The following is an 18,090-nucleotide window of genomic DNA, read 5'->3' on the forward strand; positions in this document are numbered from 1 at the left end:
CGTCGCACCGAATGAAGAGAATACGCCGCGCGGCCGCGCGGTCAGGAGGATCGTAGATTATGGCAGCAGCATCGAAGCGCGAGGGGCGCCGAACGCGCGCCGAGCAGCGGGCGGCGACGGTCAAGACGATCCTCGACACCAGCGAGGATCTGTTCTCGCAGCTCGGTTATTTCGGCGTCACGATCAAGGACATCGCCGACAAGATGGGCATCCATCCGGCACTCATTCACTATTATTTCGATGGTAAGGAGGCGCTGTTCGACGCCGTGTTCGAGCGGCGCGTGCAATATGCCGTGACCGTACGGACCGAAGGGCTCGACGCCTATGAGGCCGAGGTGGGCAACCATCCGACGATCGAAGGCGCGCTACGCGCTTATTACGACAGCGCTTTCGACGTCTATATCAACGGCGAGGAAGGTTGGCGGCATTTCGGGCGGATCTTCGCTCAGGTGAACAACGCCCCGGGATACGGCGCGGAAAAAATGGACACCTATTTCGACCCGCTGGTGCTCCGGCTGGTCGGCCTGCTGCAAAAGGCGCTGCCCGATGCCGATCCGGAGGATCTGTTCTGGAGCTTCCAATTCACTTCGGGCGCCTATTCGCTGATCCTGTCGCGCACCGGCCGCATCGACCGGCTGTCGGGCGGCATCTGCAAGTCGGAGGATTTCGCGGCCGTACGCGATCGGTTCGTGACCTTCATGGTCGGCGGATTCGATGCGCTGTACAATCGCAAGAAGGGCGCAAGCGTTCCGAGCGCCTGATGGGCGCGGCCTTCAGCCAGCCTCAGCCGGCCGATAGCCTGCCTTTTCCAGCTCGAGCCTGCTCTGGTCGAACGCCTCGCGCGGGAGTGTGTCGCCGAGACGATCAGTGACTTCAGGAAGACGCGCGAGGATCGCTTCGGACGCGTCGTCCGCGTCGCCCAGATGAATGCCCTGCGTCAGGCTGACATGCGCCGCCTCGACGCTACCGGCACCGGTGCACAGGATCGTGCGCGTCGGCGCATGGTCGGCGACGAGCGCGAGCAGCGCCGGGCTGACGCGTTCGGGCGCGAGCAGCGCCATTGCCTCGGGCGGTAGCAGCCCCTCCATCATTCGCGTCGCGCCGGTGGGGGCGAGGCAGTTGACGCGGATATCATATTTGGCGCCTTCCAGCCCGAGCGTCTGCATCAACCCGACCAGCGCCATCTTTGCCGCGGCATAGTTTGCCTGGCCGAAATTGCCGAAGAGGCCCGAGGAGGAGGTCGTCATCACGATCCGGCCATAGCCCTGCGCGCGCATCGGCTCCCACACCGTCTTGGTGCAATTGACCGCGCCCATCAGATGGACGTCGACCACAGCCGCGAAATCTTCGAGCGGCATTTTGGCGAAGCTCTTGTCGCGCAGGATGCCGGCATTGTTGACGAGGATGTCGACGCGGCCCCAGCGATCGAGCGTGTTGCCGACCATGTCGGCGACGCCGTCGCGGTCGGTAACCGAGGCGCCATGGGCGATCGCTTCGCCGCCCGCCGCGACGATCGCATCGATCACTGCCTGTGCCGCGGCGGGCGATCCGCCGCTGCCATCGGCAGCGCCGCCGAAATCGTTGACGACGACGCGCGCCCCGCGCGCCGCCAGCGCCATTGCGTGCGCCTTGCCGAGCCCGCCGCCCGCGCCCGTCACGATCGCGACGCGCCCCGTAAGATCGATGGTCATGATGTCCCCTGTCAGAAAGAAGCGTGTTCACGCCCCGGCGAGGGCGGCCGATTGCGGCGGCGCGTCACCGAAAAGCTGCCGACGCAGCCGCACCTTGTCGATCTTGCCGGTGCCGTTCACCGGGATCGCCGGGTGAAAGCGGATTTCGTCGGGCACCGCCCATTTGGCGAGGCCGCCGACCAGCACCTCGCGGAGACCATCGGCGTCCGGCTCGGCGCCGGGCTTGAGCTGCACCACCAGCATCGGTCGCTCGCCCCATTTGGGATGCGGCACCGCCAGCGCGGCGGCGATCGCAACCGAAGGGTGGTTGAGCGCGACGCTTTCGATCTCGGATGAGCTGATCCATTCGCCGCCCGATTTGATCGCGTCCTTGGCGCGGTCGGTGAGCCGCAGATAGCCCTGGCTGTCGATCGTGCCGATATCGCCGGTGTCGAAATAGCCATGCGCGTCGAGCGCGCTGTCATCCTGCCGGTAATAGCGCTCGATCACCGAATGACCACGCACGCCGAGAAAGCCTACCGCTTCGCCGTCGCGCGGCAGCTCGCTACCTTCGGCATCGAAAATCGCGATGTCGACGCCGAGCGGCACGCGGCCTTGCGTCAATTTATATTGCAGCTGCGCTTCGTCATCGAGCGCGGCGACGGCAGCGGTCGGCATGCCCGCGGTGCCAAGCGGCGACGTCTCGGTCATTCCCCAATTATGCTGCACCTCGACACCATGTTCGGCAAAGTCGCGGATCAGCCGTTCGGGGCAGCGCGCGCCGCCGACCATCACGCGTTTGAGCGTCGACAGCCTTAGTCCGTTGTCATCGATAAATTGCAGCAACGTCTGCCACACCGTCGGCACGCCGGCGGTGAGCGTGACTGCTTCTTCCTCGAGCAGTTCGTAGAGCGCCGCGCCATCGAGGCGCGGTCCGGGCAGCACCAGCTTCGATCCCGCCGCGGCGGCGGCGAAACACAGCCCCCAGGCATTGGCGTGAAACATCGGCACGGCGAGCAGCAGGCTGGTCCGCGCGCTGATGTCGAACACATCCGGCTGCAGGATCATCAGCGTGTGGAGATAGTTGGAGCGGTGGGTATAGACGACGCCTTTGGGCCGCCCCGTCGTGCCCGAAGTATAGCAGAGCCCGGCGGGTGTCTCTTCGGTGAAATCGCCCCAGACGCAGTCGGTGCCGGCGCTTCCGATCCACTCGTCCCAGCCGTCGGCACCGTCGTCGTCGAACCACAGCACCCGCTCAACGCATGGGCAGTGCGGTCGGACGCGCGTGATCACGTCGCGAAAGGCACTGTCGGCCAAGATGATACGATCGCCGGCATGGTTGACTACATAAGCAAGCTGCTCGTCCGACAGCCGCGGATTGAGGGTATGGCAGATCGCGCCCATGTTCATGATACCGAACCAGGCGGCGAGGTGGCGATCGCCATTCATCGCGAAGGTCGCGAGGCGATCGCCCGGCACCACGCCATGCCCACGCAACGCATTGGTCGCGCGCCGTGCCTGATCGCGAAGAGCGGCCCAGTCAGTCCGTCGCCGCATATCTTCGACATCGCGCGCAACGATTTCGGCCGATCCGTGCCATCGAGCGGCATGATCGATCAGCTTATCCATCGTCAGCGACCAGGGAATCAACCGGCCTCTCCCCATACTTCTTGTCATCCATCTTCCGCCAGCAACAGTATTGCCGACACCCAAATTTCATTCATTTAGCCATAAATTAATGTATAGGGCAATCCAGCGTGCGAGGAGGATGGCGGAGCGTGGTACGTCGGCCACTATCAAACCTGAACCAATGACCATTCGTCACACCTGAAGGTCAGCCTCCAGCCCCCGAGCGCTCAAACCAGCCTGCCGGCAATCGACCCAGTGCCCGCCCCCAACTTGCGCATGAACCAGCGGCAGCTTTCAAGGTGATATAAGCGAGCAGCTATGTCCTATTAGTCGGCAGAACCCGCGAAGCACTACATGATTCGCGCCAAAGAACCGCTTCCGTCGATTCGGTTGAGACGCCATCACCTACGCTACTTCCTGTCTTTCTGCGCTGGTGTACGACGCCCGCATTTACTTGTTGAACCCCCGCCTTTTCTGTCTCTCTTAATGTGCCCCTGACGCCGGGCGGCGGTTCGCCCGGCCCAACTCAGGGGCCTTTTCTTGACCGTCCACCCGATCCGTTCCGAGGCCAAGTCACGCGGCGCGCGGATGCTGCGCACGGCGCTTGGCCCGTCGATCGCGGCCTGGCTCGAAGACCCTGCCGTCATCGAAGTGATGCTGAATCCCGATGGCCGCCTGTGGGTCGATCGGCTCGGGGAAGGCATCAGCGACACCGGCATGACGCTGGTCGCTGCGGACGGCGAACGCATCGTGCGCCTGGTCGCGCACCATGTCGGTGTCGAGGTTCACGCGCGCAGCCCGCGCGTCTCGGCCGAGCTGCCGGAAGGCGGCGAACGGTTCGAGGGCCTGCTGCCGCCCGTCGTCGCCGCGCCCGCCTTCGCCGTCCGCAAGCCCGCCGTCGCGGTCTTCACGCTCGACGACTATGCGCGCGCCGGGATCATGTCGGCGGCTGAGGCCGCAGCCCTGCGCGAAGGCGTCACCGCCCGCGCCAATATCCTGGTGGCCGGCGGCACCGGCAGCGGCAAGACCACCCTGGTCAACGCGCTCTTGGCCGAAGTCGCCAAGACCCAGGACCGCATCGTCCTGATCGAGGACACGCGCGAGCTGCAATGCGCCGCGCCGAACCTGGTGGCGATGCGGACCAAGGATGGCGTGGTCTCGTTGTCCGATCTCGTCCGCTCCTCGCTGCGCCTGCGGCGCGACCGCATCCCCATTGGCGAGGTGCGCGGCGCCGAGGCGCTGGACCTTCTCAAAGCCTGGGGCACCGGCCACCCTGGCGGAGTCGGGACCATCCATGCCGGTTCCGCCCTCGGCGCGCTGCGCCGAATGGAGCAGCTCATCCAGGAAGCCGTCGTCACGGTCCCCCGCGCGCTGCTGGCCGAGACCATCAACCTCATTGCTGTGCTGGTCCGCGACGGGACCGGCCGCCGGCTCTCCGAGCTGGCCTGCGTCGAAGGGCTCGACGCCGCGACTGGCGGCTACCGCCTCGCGTCCCTCTCCACCCTCCAGCCGGGAGTCCTCCCATGAACCATGCCGTTCGGCATGGCGCACGCCGCGCCATGCTCGCCGCCTCCGCCAGCCTCGTCGCCCTCACCATTTCCGCGCCCGCCTACGCTTCAGGTTCGTCGATGCCGTGGGAAGCGCCTCTGCAATCCATCCTCGAAAGCATCGAGGGTCCGGTGGCGAAGATCATCGCGGTGATGATCATCATCATTACCGGCCTGACGCTGGCGTTCGGCGATACGTCGGGCGGCGCGCGCAGGCTGATCCAGATCGTGTTCGGCCTGTCGATCGCGTTCGCCGCGTCGAGCTTCTTCCTGTCGTTCTTCTCGTTCGGCGGCGGGGCGCTGGTCGCATGAGCGACGCGGCCGATCCTGGCGAGATGCTCGCCGGCTTCCATGCCCCGGTTCATCGGGCGCTGATCGAGCCGATCCTGCTCGGCGGCGCGCCGCGCGCGCTCGCCATCGTCAATGGCACGCTGGCGGGCGCAATCGGCCTGGGCCTGCGGCTCTGGATCGCGGGCCTGGTCATCTGGGCGTTTGGCCATGCGCTCTCGGTCTGGGCCGCGCGGCGCGATCCGCAATTCGTGGACGTGGCCCGGCGCCACCTCCGTTACCCGGCGTGGATGCGGCCATGATGAGCTTGCGCGAATACCGCGGGCATGCCGCGCATCTGGCCGACTTCCTGCCCTGGGCCGCCCTAGTCGGCGAAGGCGTCGTCCTCAATAAGGACGGCTCGTTCCAGCGCACCGCGCGCTTCCGCGGTCCCGATCTCCACAGCGCCACGCCTGCCGAGCTGGTCGCCACCACGGCGCGGCTGAACAATGCACTGCGCCGCCTGGGCTCAGGTTGGGCGATCTTCGTCGAGGCGCAGCGCACGCCCGCGCTCGATTATCCAGAGTCCGTCTTCCCCGATCCGGTTTCGGCGCTCGTGGACATGGAGCGGCGCGAGCAGTTCCGCGAGGACGGCGCACATTTCGAGAGCCGCTATTTCCTCACCCTGCTGTGGATGCCGCCGGCCGAGGATGCGGCCCGCGCCGAAGGCTGGCTCTACGAGGGCCGCTCCACCACCGGCGTCGATCCGTGGGAGTTGCTGGGGAGCTTCACCGACCGCAGCGACAGGGTGCTGAGCCTGGTCGATGGCTTCGTCCCCGAGGTCCGCTGGCTCGATGACGCCGAGACCCTGACCTATCTGCACTCGACCGTCTCGACGCGGCGCCAGCGCGTGCGCGTGCCCGAGACGCCCATGTATCTCGATGCGCTCCTGGCCGACGAGCCGCTGACGGGCGGGCTCGAACCGCGCCTGGGCGAGCACCATCTACGCACGCTCACCATCGTCGGCTTTCCCAGCGCGACCTTTCCCGGCTTGCTCGACGAACTGAACCGGCTCGCCTTGGAGTATCGCTGGTCGACGCGGGCGATCATGCTCGACAAGACCGACGCGACCAGACTCCTGACTCGGATCAGGCGGCAATGGTTCGCCAAGCGCAAGTCGGTCGCCGCCATCCTCAAGGAGGTGATGACCAACGAGGCGTCGGTCCTGATGGACTCGGACGCCTCCAACAAGGCGGCCGACGCCGACACCGCCTTGCAGGAGTTGGGCGCCGACTATGCGGGCATGGCCTACGTCACCGCCACGGTGACGGTGTGGGACCGCGATCCCGCCGTTGCGGCCGAGAAGCTGCGGCTCGCCGAGAAGGTCATCCAGGGCCGCGACTTCACCGTCATCCCCGAGGGCATGAACGCGATCGAGGCATGGCTGGGGAGCTTGCCCGGCCACACCTACGCCAACGTCCGTCAGCCCCCGATCTCTACGCTCAATCTCGCCCACCTGATTCCCCTGTCAGCGGTGTGGGCGGGGCCGGAACGGGACGAGCATCTGCAAGCGCCCCCCTTGCTGTTCGGCAAGACCGAAGGCTCGACCCCGTTCCGGTTTTCCCTCCATGTCGGCGACGTCGGTCATGCGCTGATCGTCGGCCCGACCGGCGCCGGCAAGTCGGTGCTGCTGGCGCTGATGGCGATGCAGTTCCGCCGTTACGAGAACGCCCAGGTCTTCGCCTTCGACTTCGGCGGCTCGATCCGCGCCGCCGCGCTGGGCATGGGCGGCGACTGGCAGGATCTCGGCGGAATGCTCGCGGACGAAGCCGGCGAAGGCGTGCAGCTCCAGCCGCTCGCCCGCATTGACGATCCCGCCGAGCGCGCCTGGGCGGCCGAATGGCTCGCGGCGATATTCGCGTCCGAAGGCGTCGCGGTCGATCCCCAGGCCAAGGAGCATATCTGGTCGGCGCTGGGCTCGCTCGCCAGCGCGCCGGCGTCCGAGCGCACCCTGACCGGACTCGCCGTGCTGTTGCAAAGCCAGCCGCTCAAACAGGCGCTCGGCTCCTACTGCGTCGGCGGTCCCTGGGGCCGGCTGCTCGACGCCGAAGCCGAGCGGATCGGCGAGGCGCGGTGCCAGGCGTTCGAGACCGAGGGCCTGGTCGGCGCCGGCGCGGCGGCGGCCGTGCTCTCCTATCTGTTCCACCGCATCGGCGATCGGCTCGACGGCTCGCCCACGCTCATCATCATCGACGAGGGCTGGCTGGTCTTGGACAGCCCGGCCTTCGCCGCCCAGCTCCGCGAGTGGCTGAAGACGCTGCGCAAGAAGAACGCCAGCGTCGTCTTCGCCACGCAGAGCCTCGCCGACATCGAAACGTCGAGCATCGCGCCGGCCATCATCGAGAGCTGCCCGACGCGCATCTTCCTGCCCAACGAGCGGGCGGCCGAACCGCAGATCGCGGTGATCTACGAACGCTTCGGCCTCAACGCGCGGCAGATCGAAATCCTCAGCCGGGCGACGCCCAAGCGCGACTATTACTGCCAGTCGCGGCGCGGCAACCGCCTGTTCGAGCTGGGGCTGGGCGAGGTAGCGCTGGCTTTCACGGCCGCGTCGGCCAAGGCCGACCAGCTCGCCATCGCCGAGATCATCGAAACCCACGGCGCGGTCGCCTTTGCCGCCGAGTGGCTGCGCCATCGCGGTTGCGCCTGGGCCGCCGAGCTGCTGCCCGAGCCCGCGTCCGGCCTCCAGCCCGAACTCCCCCTCACGCCAGACATGGAGATCACCCGATGAAATCGCTTCCGCTCCGCCGCGCCATGATGGCCGGCGTCCTCGCCGTCTCGGCCGTCACGCCGATGTTTATCGCCGCGCCGGCCTACGCGCAGTTCGGCGGGATCGTCTATGATCCCAGCAACTACGCCCAGAACGTGCTGACGGCCGCCCGGTCGCTCCAGCAGATCAACAACCAGATCCAGCAAATCCAAAACCAGGCGACCTCGCTTCTCAACGAGGCGCGCAATCTGGCCTCGCTGCCGTTCAGCTCGCTTGCAACATTGCAGCAACAGGTGCAGCGCACCCAGCAGCTCCTCGGCCAGGCGCAGCGCATCGCCTATGATGTCGAGAACATCCAGCAGGCGTTCAACAGCCGCTACACCGGCACGGCGCTGACCGGCGACCACGCTCAGATGGTCGCCAACGCCAACGCCCGCTGGGAGGATAGCGTCGGCGCCTTCGAGGACGCGCTGAAGGTGCAGGCCGGCGCCGTCGGCAATATCGAGGGTGCGCGCACCTCGATGGATAGCCTGGTCACGGCCAGCCAGTCGGCGACCGGCGCCTTGCAAGCGGCGCAGGCCGGAAACCAGCTTCTCGCGCTGCAATCGCAGCAGCTCGCGGATCTGACCGCCACGGTCGCCGCGCAGGGCCGCGCGCAGGCGCTCGAATCCGCACGCCAGGCTGCGGAAGAGGCCGAAGGACGCGAACGCTTCCGTCGCTTCATGGGCAACTGAGGCGTCCCATGCTGCATGGAACCTCGCGCACGGCAAAAATCGCAGGCGTGGCGGCGTTGGCCGGCCTGATGATGGCGGTGGCGATCCTCGCCGTCAGCAGGGATCGCGCGCCCACGCCTCCGCCAATACCTGCGATAGTGCGCGACACCGAAGGGCGCAGCCGGCTCGCCCGCGAGCTGGACCGCTGCGCCACGCTCACCATGCCGGACAGCGGGTGCGAGGCGGCCTGGGCCGAGAACCGCCGCCGCTTCTTCCACCAGGACGATCACGAGGGCGCCGGGCGATGAACGACACCGGCGTCATCGACACCTTCCTGGGCGTCTTCGGAAGCTACATCGACAGCGGATTCGGCCTGCTGGGCGGTGAAGTCGGGTTCCTGTCCTCGACGCTGATTGCGATCGACGTGACCATCGCCGGGCTGTTCTGGGCCTGGGGCGCCGACGAGGACGTGCTCCAGCGGCTCATCAAGAAAACGCTCTATATCGGCTTCTTCGCCTTCATCATCGGCAACTTCCACACCCTCGCGACGATCGTCTTCGAGAGCTTCGCCGGCCTCGGTCTCAAGGCCAGCGGCGACAGCCTCACCTTGGCCGAGTTCATGAAGCCGGGCAGCATCGCGGCGACCGGGCTTCAGGCCGCCAAGCCGCTGCTCGATGCGGCGGGGCAGTTCTCCAGCCTGTGGGCCGTCTTCGCCAACCTCGCGCTGATCCTCGTGCTGCTGATCGCCTGGCTGATCGTGGTGCTGGCCTTCTTCATCATCGCCGTCCAGGTCTTCATCACCCTGATCGAGTTCAAGCTGGTGACACTGGCCGGCTTCGTGTTGCTGCCCTTCGCCTTCTTCAACCGCACGGCGTTCATGGCCGAGCGCGTGCTGGGCCATATCGTATCGACCGGCATCAAGGTGCTGGTGCTGGCCGTCATCACCGGCATCGGCACCACCTTGTTCAGTCAGTTCATCGCCGCGGGCCTCGGCGTCGAACCCGACATCAACCAGGTCATGGCCATCGCCCTTGCGGCGCTGTCGCTGCTCGGCCTGGCGATCTTCGGCCCCGGCATCGCCAATGGTATTGTCACCGGCGGCCCGCAACTCGGTGCGGGCGCGGCGGCCGGCACGGCGCTTGCTGCGGGTGGCGCGCTGGTTGGCGGCGCAGCCGCCGCCCGCCTGGGCGTCGGCGCAGCCGGCTCCGCGATCGGCGCGGCGGGTCGGATGACCGGCGCGGCCGCGCGTGGCGGAGCGCAAATGGCCGGAGGCGCCGCCAGCGCCTACAGCCTCGGCTCGCTCGGCAAAAGCGGCGCCGGCGCGGTCGCAGGCGGCATGGGCGCGGTCGGACAGGCGGCCGCAGGCGCGGTGGCCAACACCGTCATGTCCCCCCTGCGCAAGGCGGCCGCCCGAGGCGGCGAGGCGATCAAGGCCAACTTCCGCTCCGGCGCGCGTGCGGGCTTCACCGCATCTGGCGGCACGATCGCCGGCGGGTCCGCATCCGCCACTGCGGCCGCTGGCGCTTCCGCGTCCGGCCCCGCCGCGCCGCCCGCCTGGGCGGCCGCGATGAAGCGCCGCCAATCCATGACCCACAACGCGACCCTTGCCGCGCACACGCTCAAAGCTGGCGACAGCCACGGCGGCGGCGGTGGTCCCGACATCCGGGAGAAAGATTAGATGTTCCGACGCCCTTCGATCCGCTTTGCGCAGACTCCCGAGCCCGTCACGCCCTATCAGGCCGCCCGGCAGGAATGGGATCGCCGCATCGGCGAGCCGGTCGTGCAGGGGAAGAACTGGCGGCTCGCCTTCTTCTGCGCGGCGGCCTTGAACCTAGCCTTGACCGGCGGCCTGATCTGGCAGTCTGCGCGCGGCCATATCGTCCCCTGGGTGGTTCAGGTCGACCGGCTGGGCGAAGCGCAGGCGGTCGCGCCGGCCGAGGCCGGCTATCGGCCCACCGATCCGCAGATCGCGTTCCATCTCGCGCGCTTCATCGAGAATGTCCGCTCGATCCCGGCCGATCCCGTCATCGTCCGCCAGAACTGGCTCAGGGCCTACGACTTCACCACCGACAAGGGCGCGCTCGCGCTCAACGACTATGCCCGCGCCAACGACCCGTTCACGCAGGTCGGCAAGGTTCAGGTCGCCGTGGAGGTCTCCAGCGTCATCCGCGCTTCACCCGACAGCTTCCGGGTTGCCTGGATCGAGCGCCGCTATCAGGACGGCAGTCTCGCCGCCACCGAGCACTGGTCGGCCATTCTCACCATCGTCGTGCAACCGCCGCGCACCCCTGACGGCCTGCGCAAGAACCCGCTCGGCATTTTCGTCAACGCCTTCAACTGGTCAAAGGAGCTGTCGCAATGACACGATTTCGTCGTCCCGCCCCGGCGGTCCTGCTCGTATCCACCGCGGCCTTGGCCGGCTGCGCCACCTCATCGGTCAAGCCGCCGGCCATCGCCTATGACAACCCGCCGGCCGAGATCGCCGCAACGCCCGCGCCCGAGGCGCCCAAGCCCGTCGAGGTCGTGACCATTCCCGAGCCCTTGCCGCTGCCCGGCCAGTTGAAGCCGGCGCCGGCTGAACATGCGTCACCGCCCGAGCCTGCCGATCCGCGTCAGCGAGTCGGGGCGGCCAATGCCGCCGCCCGGATGCAGCCTGAGCGCAACGGCTTCCTCAACGCCATCCAGCAATATCCCTGGGCCGAAGGCGCGCTCTATCAGGTCTATGCCGCTCCCGGCCAGGTGACGGACATCGCCCTTCAGCCGGGCGAGCAGCTCGTGGGCGCTGGCCCGGTGGCGGCCGGTGACACCGTGCGCTGGATCATCGGCGACACGGTGAGTGGCAGCGGGCCATCGGCGCGCGTGCATATCCTCGTGAAGCCCACCCGGCCGGCCCTTTCCACGAATCTCGTCATCAACACCGACCGGCGCACCTATCACATGGAGCTGCGCGCGACGGCGGCGACCTACATGGCGTCGGTCTCCTGGACCTATCCGCATGATGCGCTAATCGCGCTCCAGGCACGCAACGCGGCGGCGGCCGCCGCCGCGCCGGTTGCGACCGGCGTGGATGTCGCCACGCTCAACTTCCGCTACCGCATCGACGGCGACAACGCCCCGTGGAAGCCGCTGCGCGCCTTCGACGATGGCCGTCAGGTCTATATCGAGTTTCCGGCCGCGATCTCGCAGGGCGAGATGCCGCCGCTGTTCGTGATCGGCGCGGCCGGCGGCGCCGAACTCGTCAACTACCGCGTCCAGGGCCGCTACATGGTGGTGGACCGGCTGTTCGCCGCCGCCGAGTTGCGTCTGGGCGACAAGCACAGCGAACAGCATGTTCGCATCGAACGCGCCGACGGACGGAAGGGTCGGCGGTGACCGATACCGTCGAGCCGCCCGCAGCTGAGCCGGCGTCGCCGCCTCCCGATCCGGGGGCCTTCCAGCTCCGGGGCGATCCGCCGCGCGTCATGCGCCTGTCGCGCAAGGCCCTGGCCGTTATCGGCATCGCCGCCGGTCTCGGTATCGGCGGCTCGCTCATCTACGCGCTGCGGCCGCTTGCCGAGAAGCAGGCCAAGGAGCTTTACAGCACCGAGACCCGCAACACGGCGGAGACCATCACCTCCGGGCCAAAGGACTATACGCAGGCGCCGCGGCTCGGCCCGCCGCTTCCCGGCGATCTCGGCGGCCCGATTGTCTCGGCCCAGCAACGCGGAACGGACGTGCCCGTGCCGGCGGTTGGAGCGAACGGACAGCGCGATCCGCAGGCGCAGGCCGCCGAGGCGGCGCGCCAGCGCGCCCGGCAGGAGCGCGAAGCCGCGCGCACCAGCTCGGTGTTCCTCGGTCACGGCGCGGCGGGGGGCGGCGCGACCGCGCCGCAGATCGCCGCCGCGCCGGGCCCGGCGGCGACACCGCCGCAGACCAGCCCGGCCGCCCAAGGCGGACAGGCCGCCAAGCGCGCCTTCATGGTGCAGGCGTCCAACCAGCGCACCGTCAGCGTCGAGCGGCTGACCGCACCGTCCTCGCCCAACATCGTGCAGGCTGGCAGCATCATCCCTGCCGCGCTCATCACCGGCATCCGTTCGGACCTTCCCGGCCAGATCACCGCTCAGGTGACGCAGAACGTCTATGACAGCCCCACTGGCCACATCCTACTCATCCCGCAGGGCGCGCGGCTGATCGGCGAATATGACAGCCAGATCACCGCCGGGCAGACCCGCGTGTTGCTCGCCTGGGATCGCCTGATCCTGCCCGACGGCCGCTCGATCGTTCTCGAGCGCCAGCCCGGCGCCGACGCCGCCGGCTATGCCGGTTTGCAGGATCGCGTGGACGAGCATTGGGGCAATATGCTGAAGGCCGCAGCGATCTCGACGCTGCTCGGTGTCGGTGCCGAGCTGGCGACCGACAATGACAGCTCGCTGGTGCAGGCGCTCCGCTACGGCACGCAGGACACCATCAACCAGACCGGCCAGCAGATCGTTCGGCGCCAGCTCGACGTGGCGCCGACGCTCACCATTCGGGCGGGCTTTCCGCTCCGCGTGATTGTGACGCGCGATCTGGTGCTCGAACCCGTAGGAGCGACACGATGACGAAATTGAAGCTGGGACCATTGGCCGACGATCGGCCGGTCAAACTGACCGTGGAACTGCCCGCCGCCGTCCATCGCGATCTTCTGGCCTATGCCGCGGCGCTCGCCGCCGAAACCGGCGGCCCGCCCGCCGCGCCCGAAAAGCTCGTCTCGCCGATGCTGGCGCGTTTCATGGAAACCGATCGGGCCTTTCGCCGGCACCGCGCCCAGGCGACTTGAGGGAGCGCCGGCCCTACTTGCCCATGAAACGGCGGAAGCGCTCCTTGCCTTCCGCTTCCGTCACGGCCTGCTCGGCGTTGGCGCATTCGCCGCCGCGAACCGAGCCCGCCTGGCACCCGGCCACGATCTGCCGCGCCTCGTCGAGATGCGCCGCGAAATACGATTTGCTGCGTGGCTCGGCTGCGGCTTGCGCCAGCGGCGGCGTGGAGGTCGCCGCTGGCGCGCTCGGCGCGACGATGATGGGACGGAGCGTGAAGCCTGCCCCAAATCCAACGATCAACGCGACGATTACGGCGATCCATGTCTTTCCTTGGATCATGACGGCTCTCTTCCCGATATTTGAGCAGTTCGTGGTCTGGACCCCGAGGGGAGCGAATATCGAGTGGCCACAAAATCCAGGAAACGACGCAATATGGGGTTCTGGTTGTCATCGCGCCAATAACCGGAATAGCCGATGCGGCTATGGCCGTTGGCCTCATGTATCTCACGAAACAAGACGCCGGGCACCTGAATGCCGGCAGATGATTCCGCGAAGATCGCGAGACGGTCCCCGAGCGCTATGGAGCTGATGACCGTATCGCGCCCAACGTCGTCCATGTCGATCTCGGGCATATAGCCTGGACTTCCGAGCTTCCCCAGCAGCAGGTTGCGCGTCTCGGGACCGGGATCGCGTTCGGTCAGAAGAAAACGTTCGCCGACGAGGTCTTGCCAGTAAATGCTTTCGTAGGACGCCAGCGGATGTCCTTCCGGCATCACAACCAAGTGACGTTCACTCCAAAGCGATCGACTCTCGATACCCGGATAGGGCCGCTCGCCAATGATGATTATGATATCGAGCAGGCCGCTCTCGATACCCGCTAGCAGCTTATCACGGTTCCGCTCGAAGCCTCGCACGGTCACGCCGGGGAAGCGTTCGCTGAACTCGGCTACAGTCGCGCGCAGATTTCCTGCCGAAAACGAGGTGTAGAAGCCGACTGCCAGCCGACCGGTTTCCCCTTTTTGAGTGGCTCGGACCCAGCCGTTCAACTCCTCGAATTCCGTCACTATCAACTGCGCCGTACGCAAATAAATCCTGCCGTTGGTCGTCAGGGTAGCGCCGCGCGTCCTGCGGTCGAACAGCGTCATTCCGAGTCGCTGTTCGATCCCCAGAATATGTCGGCTAAGGGTTGACTGCTTGATGTTCAAATTGCGCGCAGCGCGGCTGAAGCTGCCCGCCTCAGCAGCAGCGATGAGATAGCGGAGCTTGCGAAGCTCAATCATCACCTCGACCGAAGAAATTCCCTGCGTAGCCATTGGCTGTCCGCAGCCGCCGAAGCTCTATTGACTTGGCTCTCACCGTGCTTGGCAACCGTCTGGCAAAGAGCGTTGCCATTCCGCCGACCCTCTCGTTCCAGACACTCCATTCCGGGGCAGAGAACAGGTTCATGCAAAGTCAGACCGATCTTGTGTGCCGTGCAAGGCCGTTTCTTGTGCTGCGGAAAAGACTTCGCGAGCGGATGTCGTCCCCTCGACTTGTTCCGTCCCGTCTACTCCAAAGCCGATCCAGTGTGCGTTGACGCCATCATAAATCTCCTCGAATGCCCAGGTCTGGCCTTCTGGGAATCCCATGGCGTGAAGGGTGCCCGCCCATTCTTCACGCGGCACCGACTTGGCCTCAACCTCTCGCCCAATCACCGCACCCAACGCTGCCGCGATCTCGTCGGCGCTGACCATAGAACCGAGTTCAATCACGCGCTTGCCGATCCACGCCGCACTGGAGAGAAGCTTTGCCGCTTCCGCCGCAATGTCCTCGATTGCAGTCATCGGCTGCTTCTCAGCAGTATTCGCATAAAAGGTGGCGAACACACCGTCCCGGGCCGACTGCAAGCCGTGGAGAAAGTTCTCGTAGAATGATCCCGGCCGGATGAAGGCGGTGGGACATGGCAAATCGTCCAGTTCCCGCTCCAGCAAGGACAAAGGCGTGATCGCACCGAGGCCGCTGGTCTTCTCCGCCCCATTGGACGAAAGCACCACGAGGCGCGGAGGCGGCGTGATCCTGAGGGCTTGGCTATATGCATCGATCAGCACCCGGGACTCCGAAAAATCCCTGGACGGCATATAGACCGGCGGCAGCATGATGAACGCGCCGTCGACGCCCGCCAGTGCCTCGGCGATCGCATTAGGATCGCTCATGTCGCCTTCGACGACATCCACCCCTCGCAGCGCCCAATCGCTCGCCCTGGCCCGGTCACGCACGAGGGCACGCACCCGTTTGCCCTGGGCGAGCAGATGCCGGGCAATCGACCCGCCGGTTCTGCCCGTAATTCCCATAACCAGAAACATATTTTCTCCTGTCTTCTCTGTGGCAAGGTGGCCGTCGGTCAGCGTCCGCATGTTGCGAACGGCCTTGATCAATCGAACAGTGCGAGGTCGATGCAGTCGCCCATGCGCAGATATCCGGCGTCATTCGGATGAAGGTGATCGCCATAGTCCCACTGAGGCAGCATTCGCATGGGATGATCGGGATCGCGCAACGCCGCCTCGAAATCGATCACGGCGTCGAAAGCGCCGCTTTCGCGGATCCATGCATTGACCGCCTGGCGCTCGGCCTCGCGCGCAGGTGTATAGGCGCCGCCTCTAAACGTCTCGTTCTCCCACGTCAGAAGCGTGCCGCCGAAGATCTTGAGTCCTGCCGTTCGGGCGCGCGTGATCAGCTGATTAAGACCGCCGATCATTGCCCTCGCGTCGACCTCCTCTTCGCTCTTTCCCAAACCGTTGCGCAGATCGTTGATGCCGATCAGCACGATGACGTGGGTGACGCCCGGCTGCGCCAGAACGTCGCGGTCGAAGCGGCGCAGCGCATTGTCGCCACGGAAGTCGTGAAGCAGCCGATTTCCGCCAATCCCCTGATTGACGACACCAAACGGTCGTGTGCCTCGATCAACGAGCCGCCGCGCGAGTTGATCGGGCCAGCGATGGTTCGCGTCGAGTTGCGAAAGGTTGCCCTCGGTCAGCGAGTCGCCGAACGCCACGAGCCCGCCCGCGTCCCGGGGCGCCAGCACCTCCACGCCGCTCACGAACACGAACGCCTCGGTTGTCGCCTCCACGGCCAAGGCGGTTTCCGCGGTCCGGTCGCCGCGCGGCGAGATGTAATTGGTCTGATGCGCGTTCGAATGACCGGTCAGACGGAAGCCCTCATCGAGATCATCCGGAAGATAGACGCTGACGGCCAGATCAGCGAGTGCGGGCACGTCCAACTCGACCGGGTCGCTGACGACGAGCGCGCCTGCGGCGATCGTCGTTGATGGAGATCCGTTGAAGGTGAGCGGACGGTTAGTACCCGGCACGACATCGGCGCCATCGGCACGCAAGCCCACTCGGGCCGCACCGATCGCGAGATCATGCGCTCCATAGGCATTGGAGAGACGTACGCGCACCTGAGCGCCGCCGATGCTGGTGCGGGCGATCATCCGCACCGTTTGATCGGCAAGAGGCACGCCCTCCATGGGATCGGGCGTGGTCGCCCAGGTACCTATCCAGTGCATCTCGGATTGGTTGATCATGAAAAATCTCCGACGGAGCGAAAGCCCGGCGAGGGACTCCTGCCCGTTCATTGTCCCAACTAAGCACCATCTGAGCCATGCGCCACGCGCACGAATTGCAAACTATAGCTGCATATAGCGCTATGCCTCGATGTGTGGGCGGGCTATACTCGGGCATGAACGAATTGGACTTGAACCTTCTTGTGGCGCTCGACGCCCTGCTCACAGAGGGCAGCGTGGTCGGCGCTGCCGGTCGCCTGAACCTCAGCCCGTCGGCAATGAGTAGGACACTGTCCCGGCTGCGAGCGGCGACCGGCGATCCGCTTTTGGTGCGGGCAGGGCGCGGGCTGGTCGCCACACCGCGGGCCCTCGAACTTCGCGAGCCGGTGAAACATCTGGTGGAGGATGCGCGGGTCGCCCTGCGGCCGGCCGAAGCGCTCGACCTGACCAAGCTTGAGACGACGTTCACCCTGCGAACCAGCGACGGCTTCGTACAGAATTTCGGTCCCGCGCTGTTGGAGCGCCTCGCAGCAGATGCGCCGGGCGTGCGCGTAGATTTCGCGCAGAAGCAGCCCGACAGCAGCGAGGGACTTCGTGACGGCGCGGTCGATCTCGAGATCGGCGTCGTACATAGCGCGACGGGTCCAGAGGTAAGGACTCAAGCGCTGTTCCGGGACCGCTTCATCGGCGTTGTCCGTCAGGGGCATGCTCTGACCCGCAGCGAGATCACCGCAGCAACATACGCTGCACAGAACCATGTTCTCGGCCCTCGCGATTCGGCGGATCGAAGCCCCATTGACGACGCGCTTGCTGCGTTAGGTCTCGAACGCCGGATCGGCACGATCGTCATCGGCTTTGCGAGTGCGCTGGCGCTGGTACGCGGAACCGATCTGGTCGCCGCCGTCCCCGAACGGCACACGGACGCAATGCGCGATGGCCTGTCCAGCTTTCCGCTGCCGTTTGCTGTGCCCCAGATAACGGTATCGTTACTCTGGCACCCGCGCCTGGATGCCGACCCCGCGCAAGCCTGGCTACGCTCCTGCGTGCGCGAGGTATGCAGCAGGCGGAAAGGTGACTTCGGGTAAACCTCGCAAGGCCTCGGATCGTGACAGCGTCCGGCTACTTGCCCTACATGTTGGAAGCTCGGCGGAATACGGTCGGCGACCTCGCGTATC

Annotated in this window: 19 protein-coding genes; 13 read left to right on the forward strand and 6 right to left on the reverse strand. The window is 66.4% G+C overall.

What is annotated here, in order from left to right; all coding sequences use genetic code 11:
- Nucleotides 1–59: 59 nt before the first annotated feature.
- The gene (locus G5C33_RS01545; protein WP_165325596.1) at nt 60–761 is read left to right on the forward strand and encodes a TetR/AcrR family transcriptional regulator; all 702 of its coding nucleotides are present in this window, start codon (nt 60–62) and stop codon (nt 759–761) included.
- Nucleotides 762–773: 12 nt separating this feature from the next.
- Here the strand turns inward: G5C33_RS01545 and G5C33_RS01550 are convergent, their stop codons facing one another.
- Nucleotides 774–1,691 carry an SDR family NAD(P)-dependent oxidoreductase gene (locus G5C33_RS01550; RefSeq protein ID WP_165325597.1) on the reverse strand — a complete coding sequence of 306 codons (918 nt, stop codon included), beginning with the start codon at nt 1,689–1,691 and terminating at the stop codon, nt 774–776.
- A gap of 27 nt (nt 1,692–1,718) precedes the next feature.
- Nucleotides 1,719–3,320 (reverse strand): long-chain fatty acid--CoA ligase, encoded by a 1,602-nt coding sequence (locus G5C33_RS01555; protein ID WP_228275159.1) that lies wholly within the window; start codon nt 3,318–3,320, stop codon nt 1,719–1,721.
- 519 nt (nt 3,321–3,839) lie between these two features.
- Here G5C33_RS01555 and trbB point away from each other — a divergent pair.
- Genes trbB through G5C33_RS01610 form a run of 11 tightly spaced genes read left to right on the forward strand, consistent with a single transcriptional unit; the run spans nt 3,840 to nt 13,394 of the window.
- The gene (trbB, locus tag G5C33_RS01560) at nt 3,840–4,826 is read left to right on the forward strand and encodes a P-type conjugative transfer ATPase TrbB (protein ID WP_165325598.1); all 987 of its coding nucleotides are present in this window, start codon (nt 3,840–3,842) and stop codon (nt 4,824–4,826) included.
- Nucleotides 4,823–5,158, forward strand: coding sequence for a TrbC/VirB2 family protein (locus G5C33_RS01565; protein WP_165325599.1), 336 nt, complete (start codon nt 4,823–4,825; stop codon nt 5,156–5,158). The genes trbB and G5C33_RS01565 overlap by 4 nt, the downstream gene beginning before the upstream one ends.
- Nucleotides 5,155–5,436, forward strand: coding sequence for a VirB3 family type IV secretion system protein (locus G5C33_RS01570; protein WP_165325600.1), 282 nt, complete (start codon nt 5,155–5,157; stop codon nt 5,434–5,436). The genes G5C33_RS01565 and G5C33_RS01570 overlap by 4 nt, the downstream gene beginning before the upstream one ends.
- Nucleotides 5,433–7,904: a conjugal transfer protein TrbE gene (trbE, locus tag G5C33_RS01575; RefSeq protein WP_165325601.1), complete on the forward strand. Its 2,472-nt coding sequence runs from the start codon at nt 5,433–5,435 to the stop codon at nt 7,902–7,904. Before G5C33_RS01570 ends, trbE begins: the two co-directional genes overlap by 4 nt.
- Entirely contained in the window at nt 7,901–8,617 is a 717-nt protein-coding gene (gene trbJ, locus G5C33_RS01580) for a P-type conjugative transfer protein TrbJ (protein ID WP_165325602.1), read from the forward strand. Before trbE ends, trbJ begins: the two co-directional genes overlap by 4 nt.
- 8 nt (nt 8,618–8,625) lie before the next feature.
- Nucleotides 8,626–8,904: a putative entry exclusion protein TrbK-alt gene (gene trbK-alt, locus G5C33_RS01585; RefSeq protein ID WP_165325603.1), complete on the forward strand. Its 279-nt coding sequence runs from the start codon at nt 8,626–8,628 to the stop codon at nt 8,902–8,904.
- Nucleotides 8,901–10,274 (forward strand): P-type conjugative transfer protein TrbL, encoded by a 1,374-nt coding sequence (trbL, locus tag G5C33_RS01590; RefSeq protein ID WP_165325604.1) that lies wholly within the window; start codon nt 8,901–8,903, stop codon nt 10,272–10,274. The genes trbK-alt and trbL overlap by 4 nt, the downstream gene beginning before the upstream one ends.
- Nucleotides 10,275–10,958 (forward strand): conjugal transfer protein TrbF, encoded by a 684-nt coding sequence (gene trbF, locus G5C33_RS01595; RefSeq protein ID WP_165325605.1) that lies wholly within the window; start codon nt 10,275–10,277, stop codon nt 10,956–10,958. It abuts the gene before it with no gap.
- A complete protein-coding gene (trbG, locus tag G5C33_RS01600; RefSeq protein ID WP_165325606.1) occupies nt 10,955–11,968 on the forward strand; it encodes a P-type conjugative transfer protein TrbG in 1,014 nt (337 codons plus the stop codon). The genes trbF and trbG overlap by 4 nt, the downstream gene beginning before the upstream one ends.
- On the forward strand, nt 11,965–13,176 hold the full coding sequence (locus tag G5C33_RS01605) for a TrbI/VirB10 family protein (RefSeq protein ID WP_228275160.1): 1,212 nt from the start codon (nt 11,965–11,967) through the stop codon (nt 13,174–13,176). Before trbG ends, G5C33_RS01605 begins: the two co-directional genes overlap by 4 nt.
- Nucleotides 13,173–13,394: a DUF2274 domain-containing protein gene (locus G5C33_RS01610; protein ID WP_165325607.1), complete on the forward strand. Its 222-nt coding sequence runs from the start codon at nt 13,173–13,175 to the stop codon at nt 13,392–13,394. The genes G5C33_RS01605 and G5C33_RS01610 overlap by 4 nt, the downstream gene beginning before the upstream one ends.
- Before the next feature lie 13 nt (nt 13,395–13,407).
- Here G5C33_RS01610 and G5C33_RS01615 read toward each other — a convergent pair whose 3' ends face one another.
- From G5C33_RS01615 to G5C33_RS01630, 4 genes are all read right to left on the reverse strand, one after another.
- The gene (locus G5C33_RS01615) at nt 13,408–13,713 is read right to left on the reverse strand and encodes a hypothetical protein (protein WP_165325608.1); all 306 of its coding nucleotides are present in this window, start codon (nt 13,711–13,713) and stop codon (nt 13,408–13,410) included.
- Nucleotides 13,710–14,687: a LysR family transcriptional regulator gene (locus G5C33_RS01620; protein ID WP_228275161.1), complete on the reverse strand. Its 978-nt coding sequence runs from the start codon at nt 14,685–14,687 to the stop codon at nt 13,710–13,712. Before G5C33_RS01620 ends, G5C33_RS01615 begins: the two co-directional genes overlap by 4 nt.
- A 129-nt stretch (nt 14,688–14,816) precedes the next feature.
- A complete protein-coding gene (locus tag G5C33_RS01625; RefSeq protein ID WP_206518612.1) occupies nt 14,817–15,788 on the reverse strand; it encodes an NmrA family NAD(P)-binding protein in 972 nt (323 codons plus the stop codon).
- Nucleotides 15,785–16,936, reverse strand: coding sequence for an SGNH/GDSL hydrolase family protein (locus G5C33_RS01630; RefSeq protein WP_206518613.1), 1,152 nt, complete (start codon nt 16,934–16,936; stop codon nt 15,785–15,787). The genes G5C33_RS01625 and G5C33_RS01630 overlap by 4 nt, the downstream gene beginning before the upstream one ends.
- 155 nt (nt 16,937–17,091) lie before the next feature.
- Between G5C33_RS01630 and G5C33_RS01635 the strand changes: the two genes are divergently transcribed.
- Nucleotides 17,092–18,000 carry a LysR family transcriptional regulator gene (locus G5C33_RS01635; RefSeq protein ID WP_165325610.1) on the forward strand — a complete coding sequence of 303 codons (909 nt, stop codon included), beginning with the start codon at nt 17,092–17,094 and terminating at the stop codon, nt 17,998–18,000.
- The last annotated feature ends 90 nt before the right edge of the window (nt 18,001–18,090 follow it).

It is taken from the genome of Sphingosinithalassobacter tenebrarum (genome assembly GCF_011057975.1).
GTDB lineage: Bacteria > Pseudomonadota > Alphaproteobacteria > Sphingomonadales > Sphingomonadaceae > Sphingomonas > Sphingomonas tenebrarum.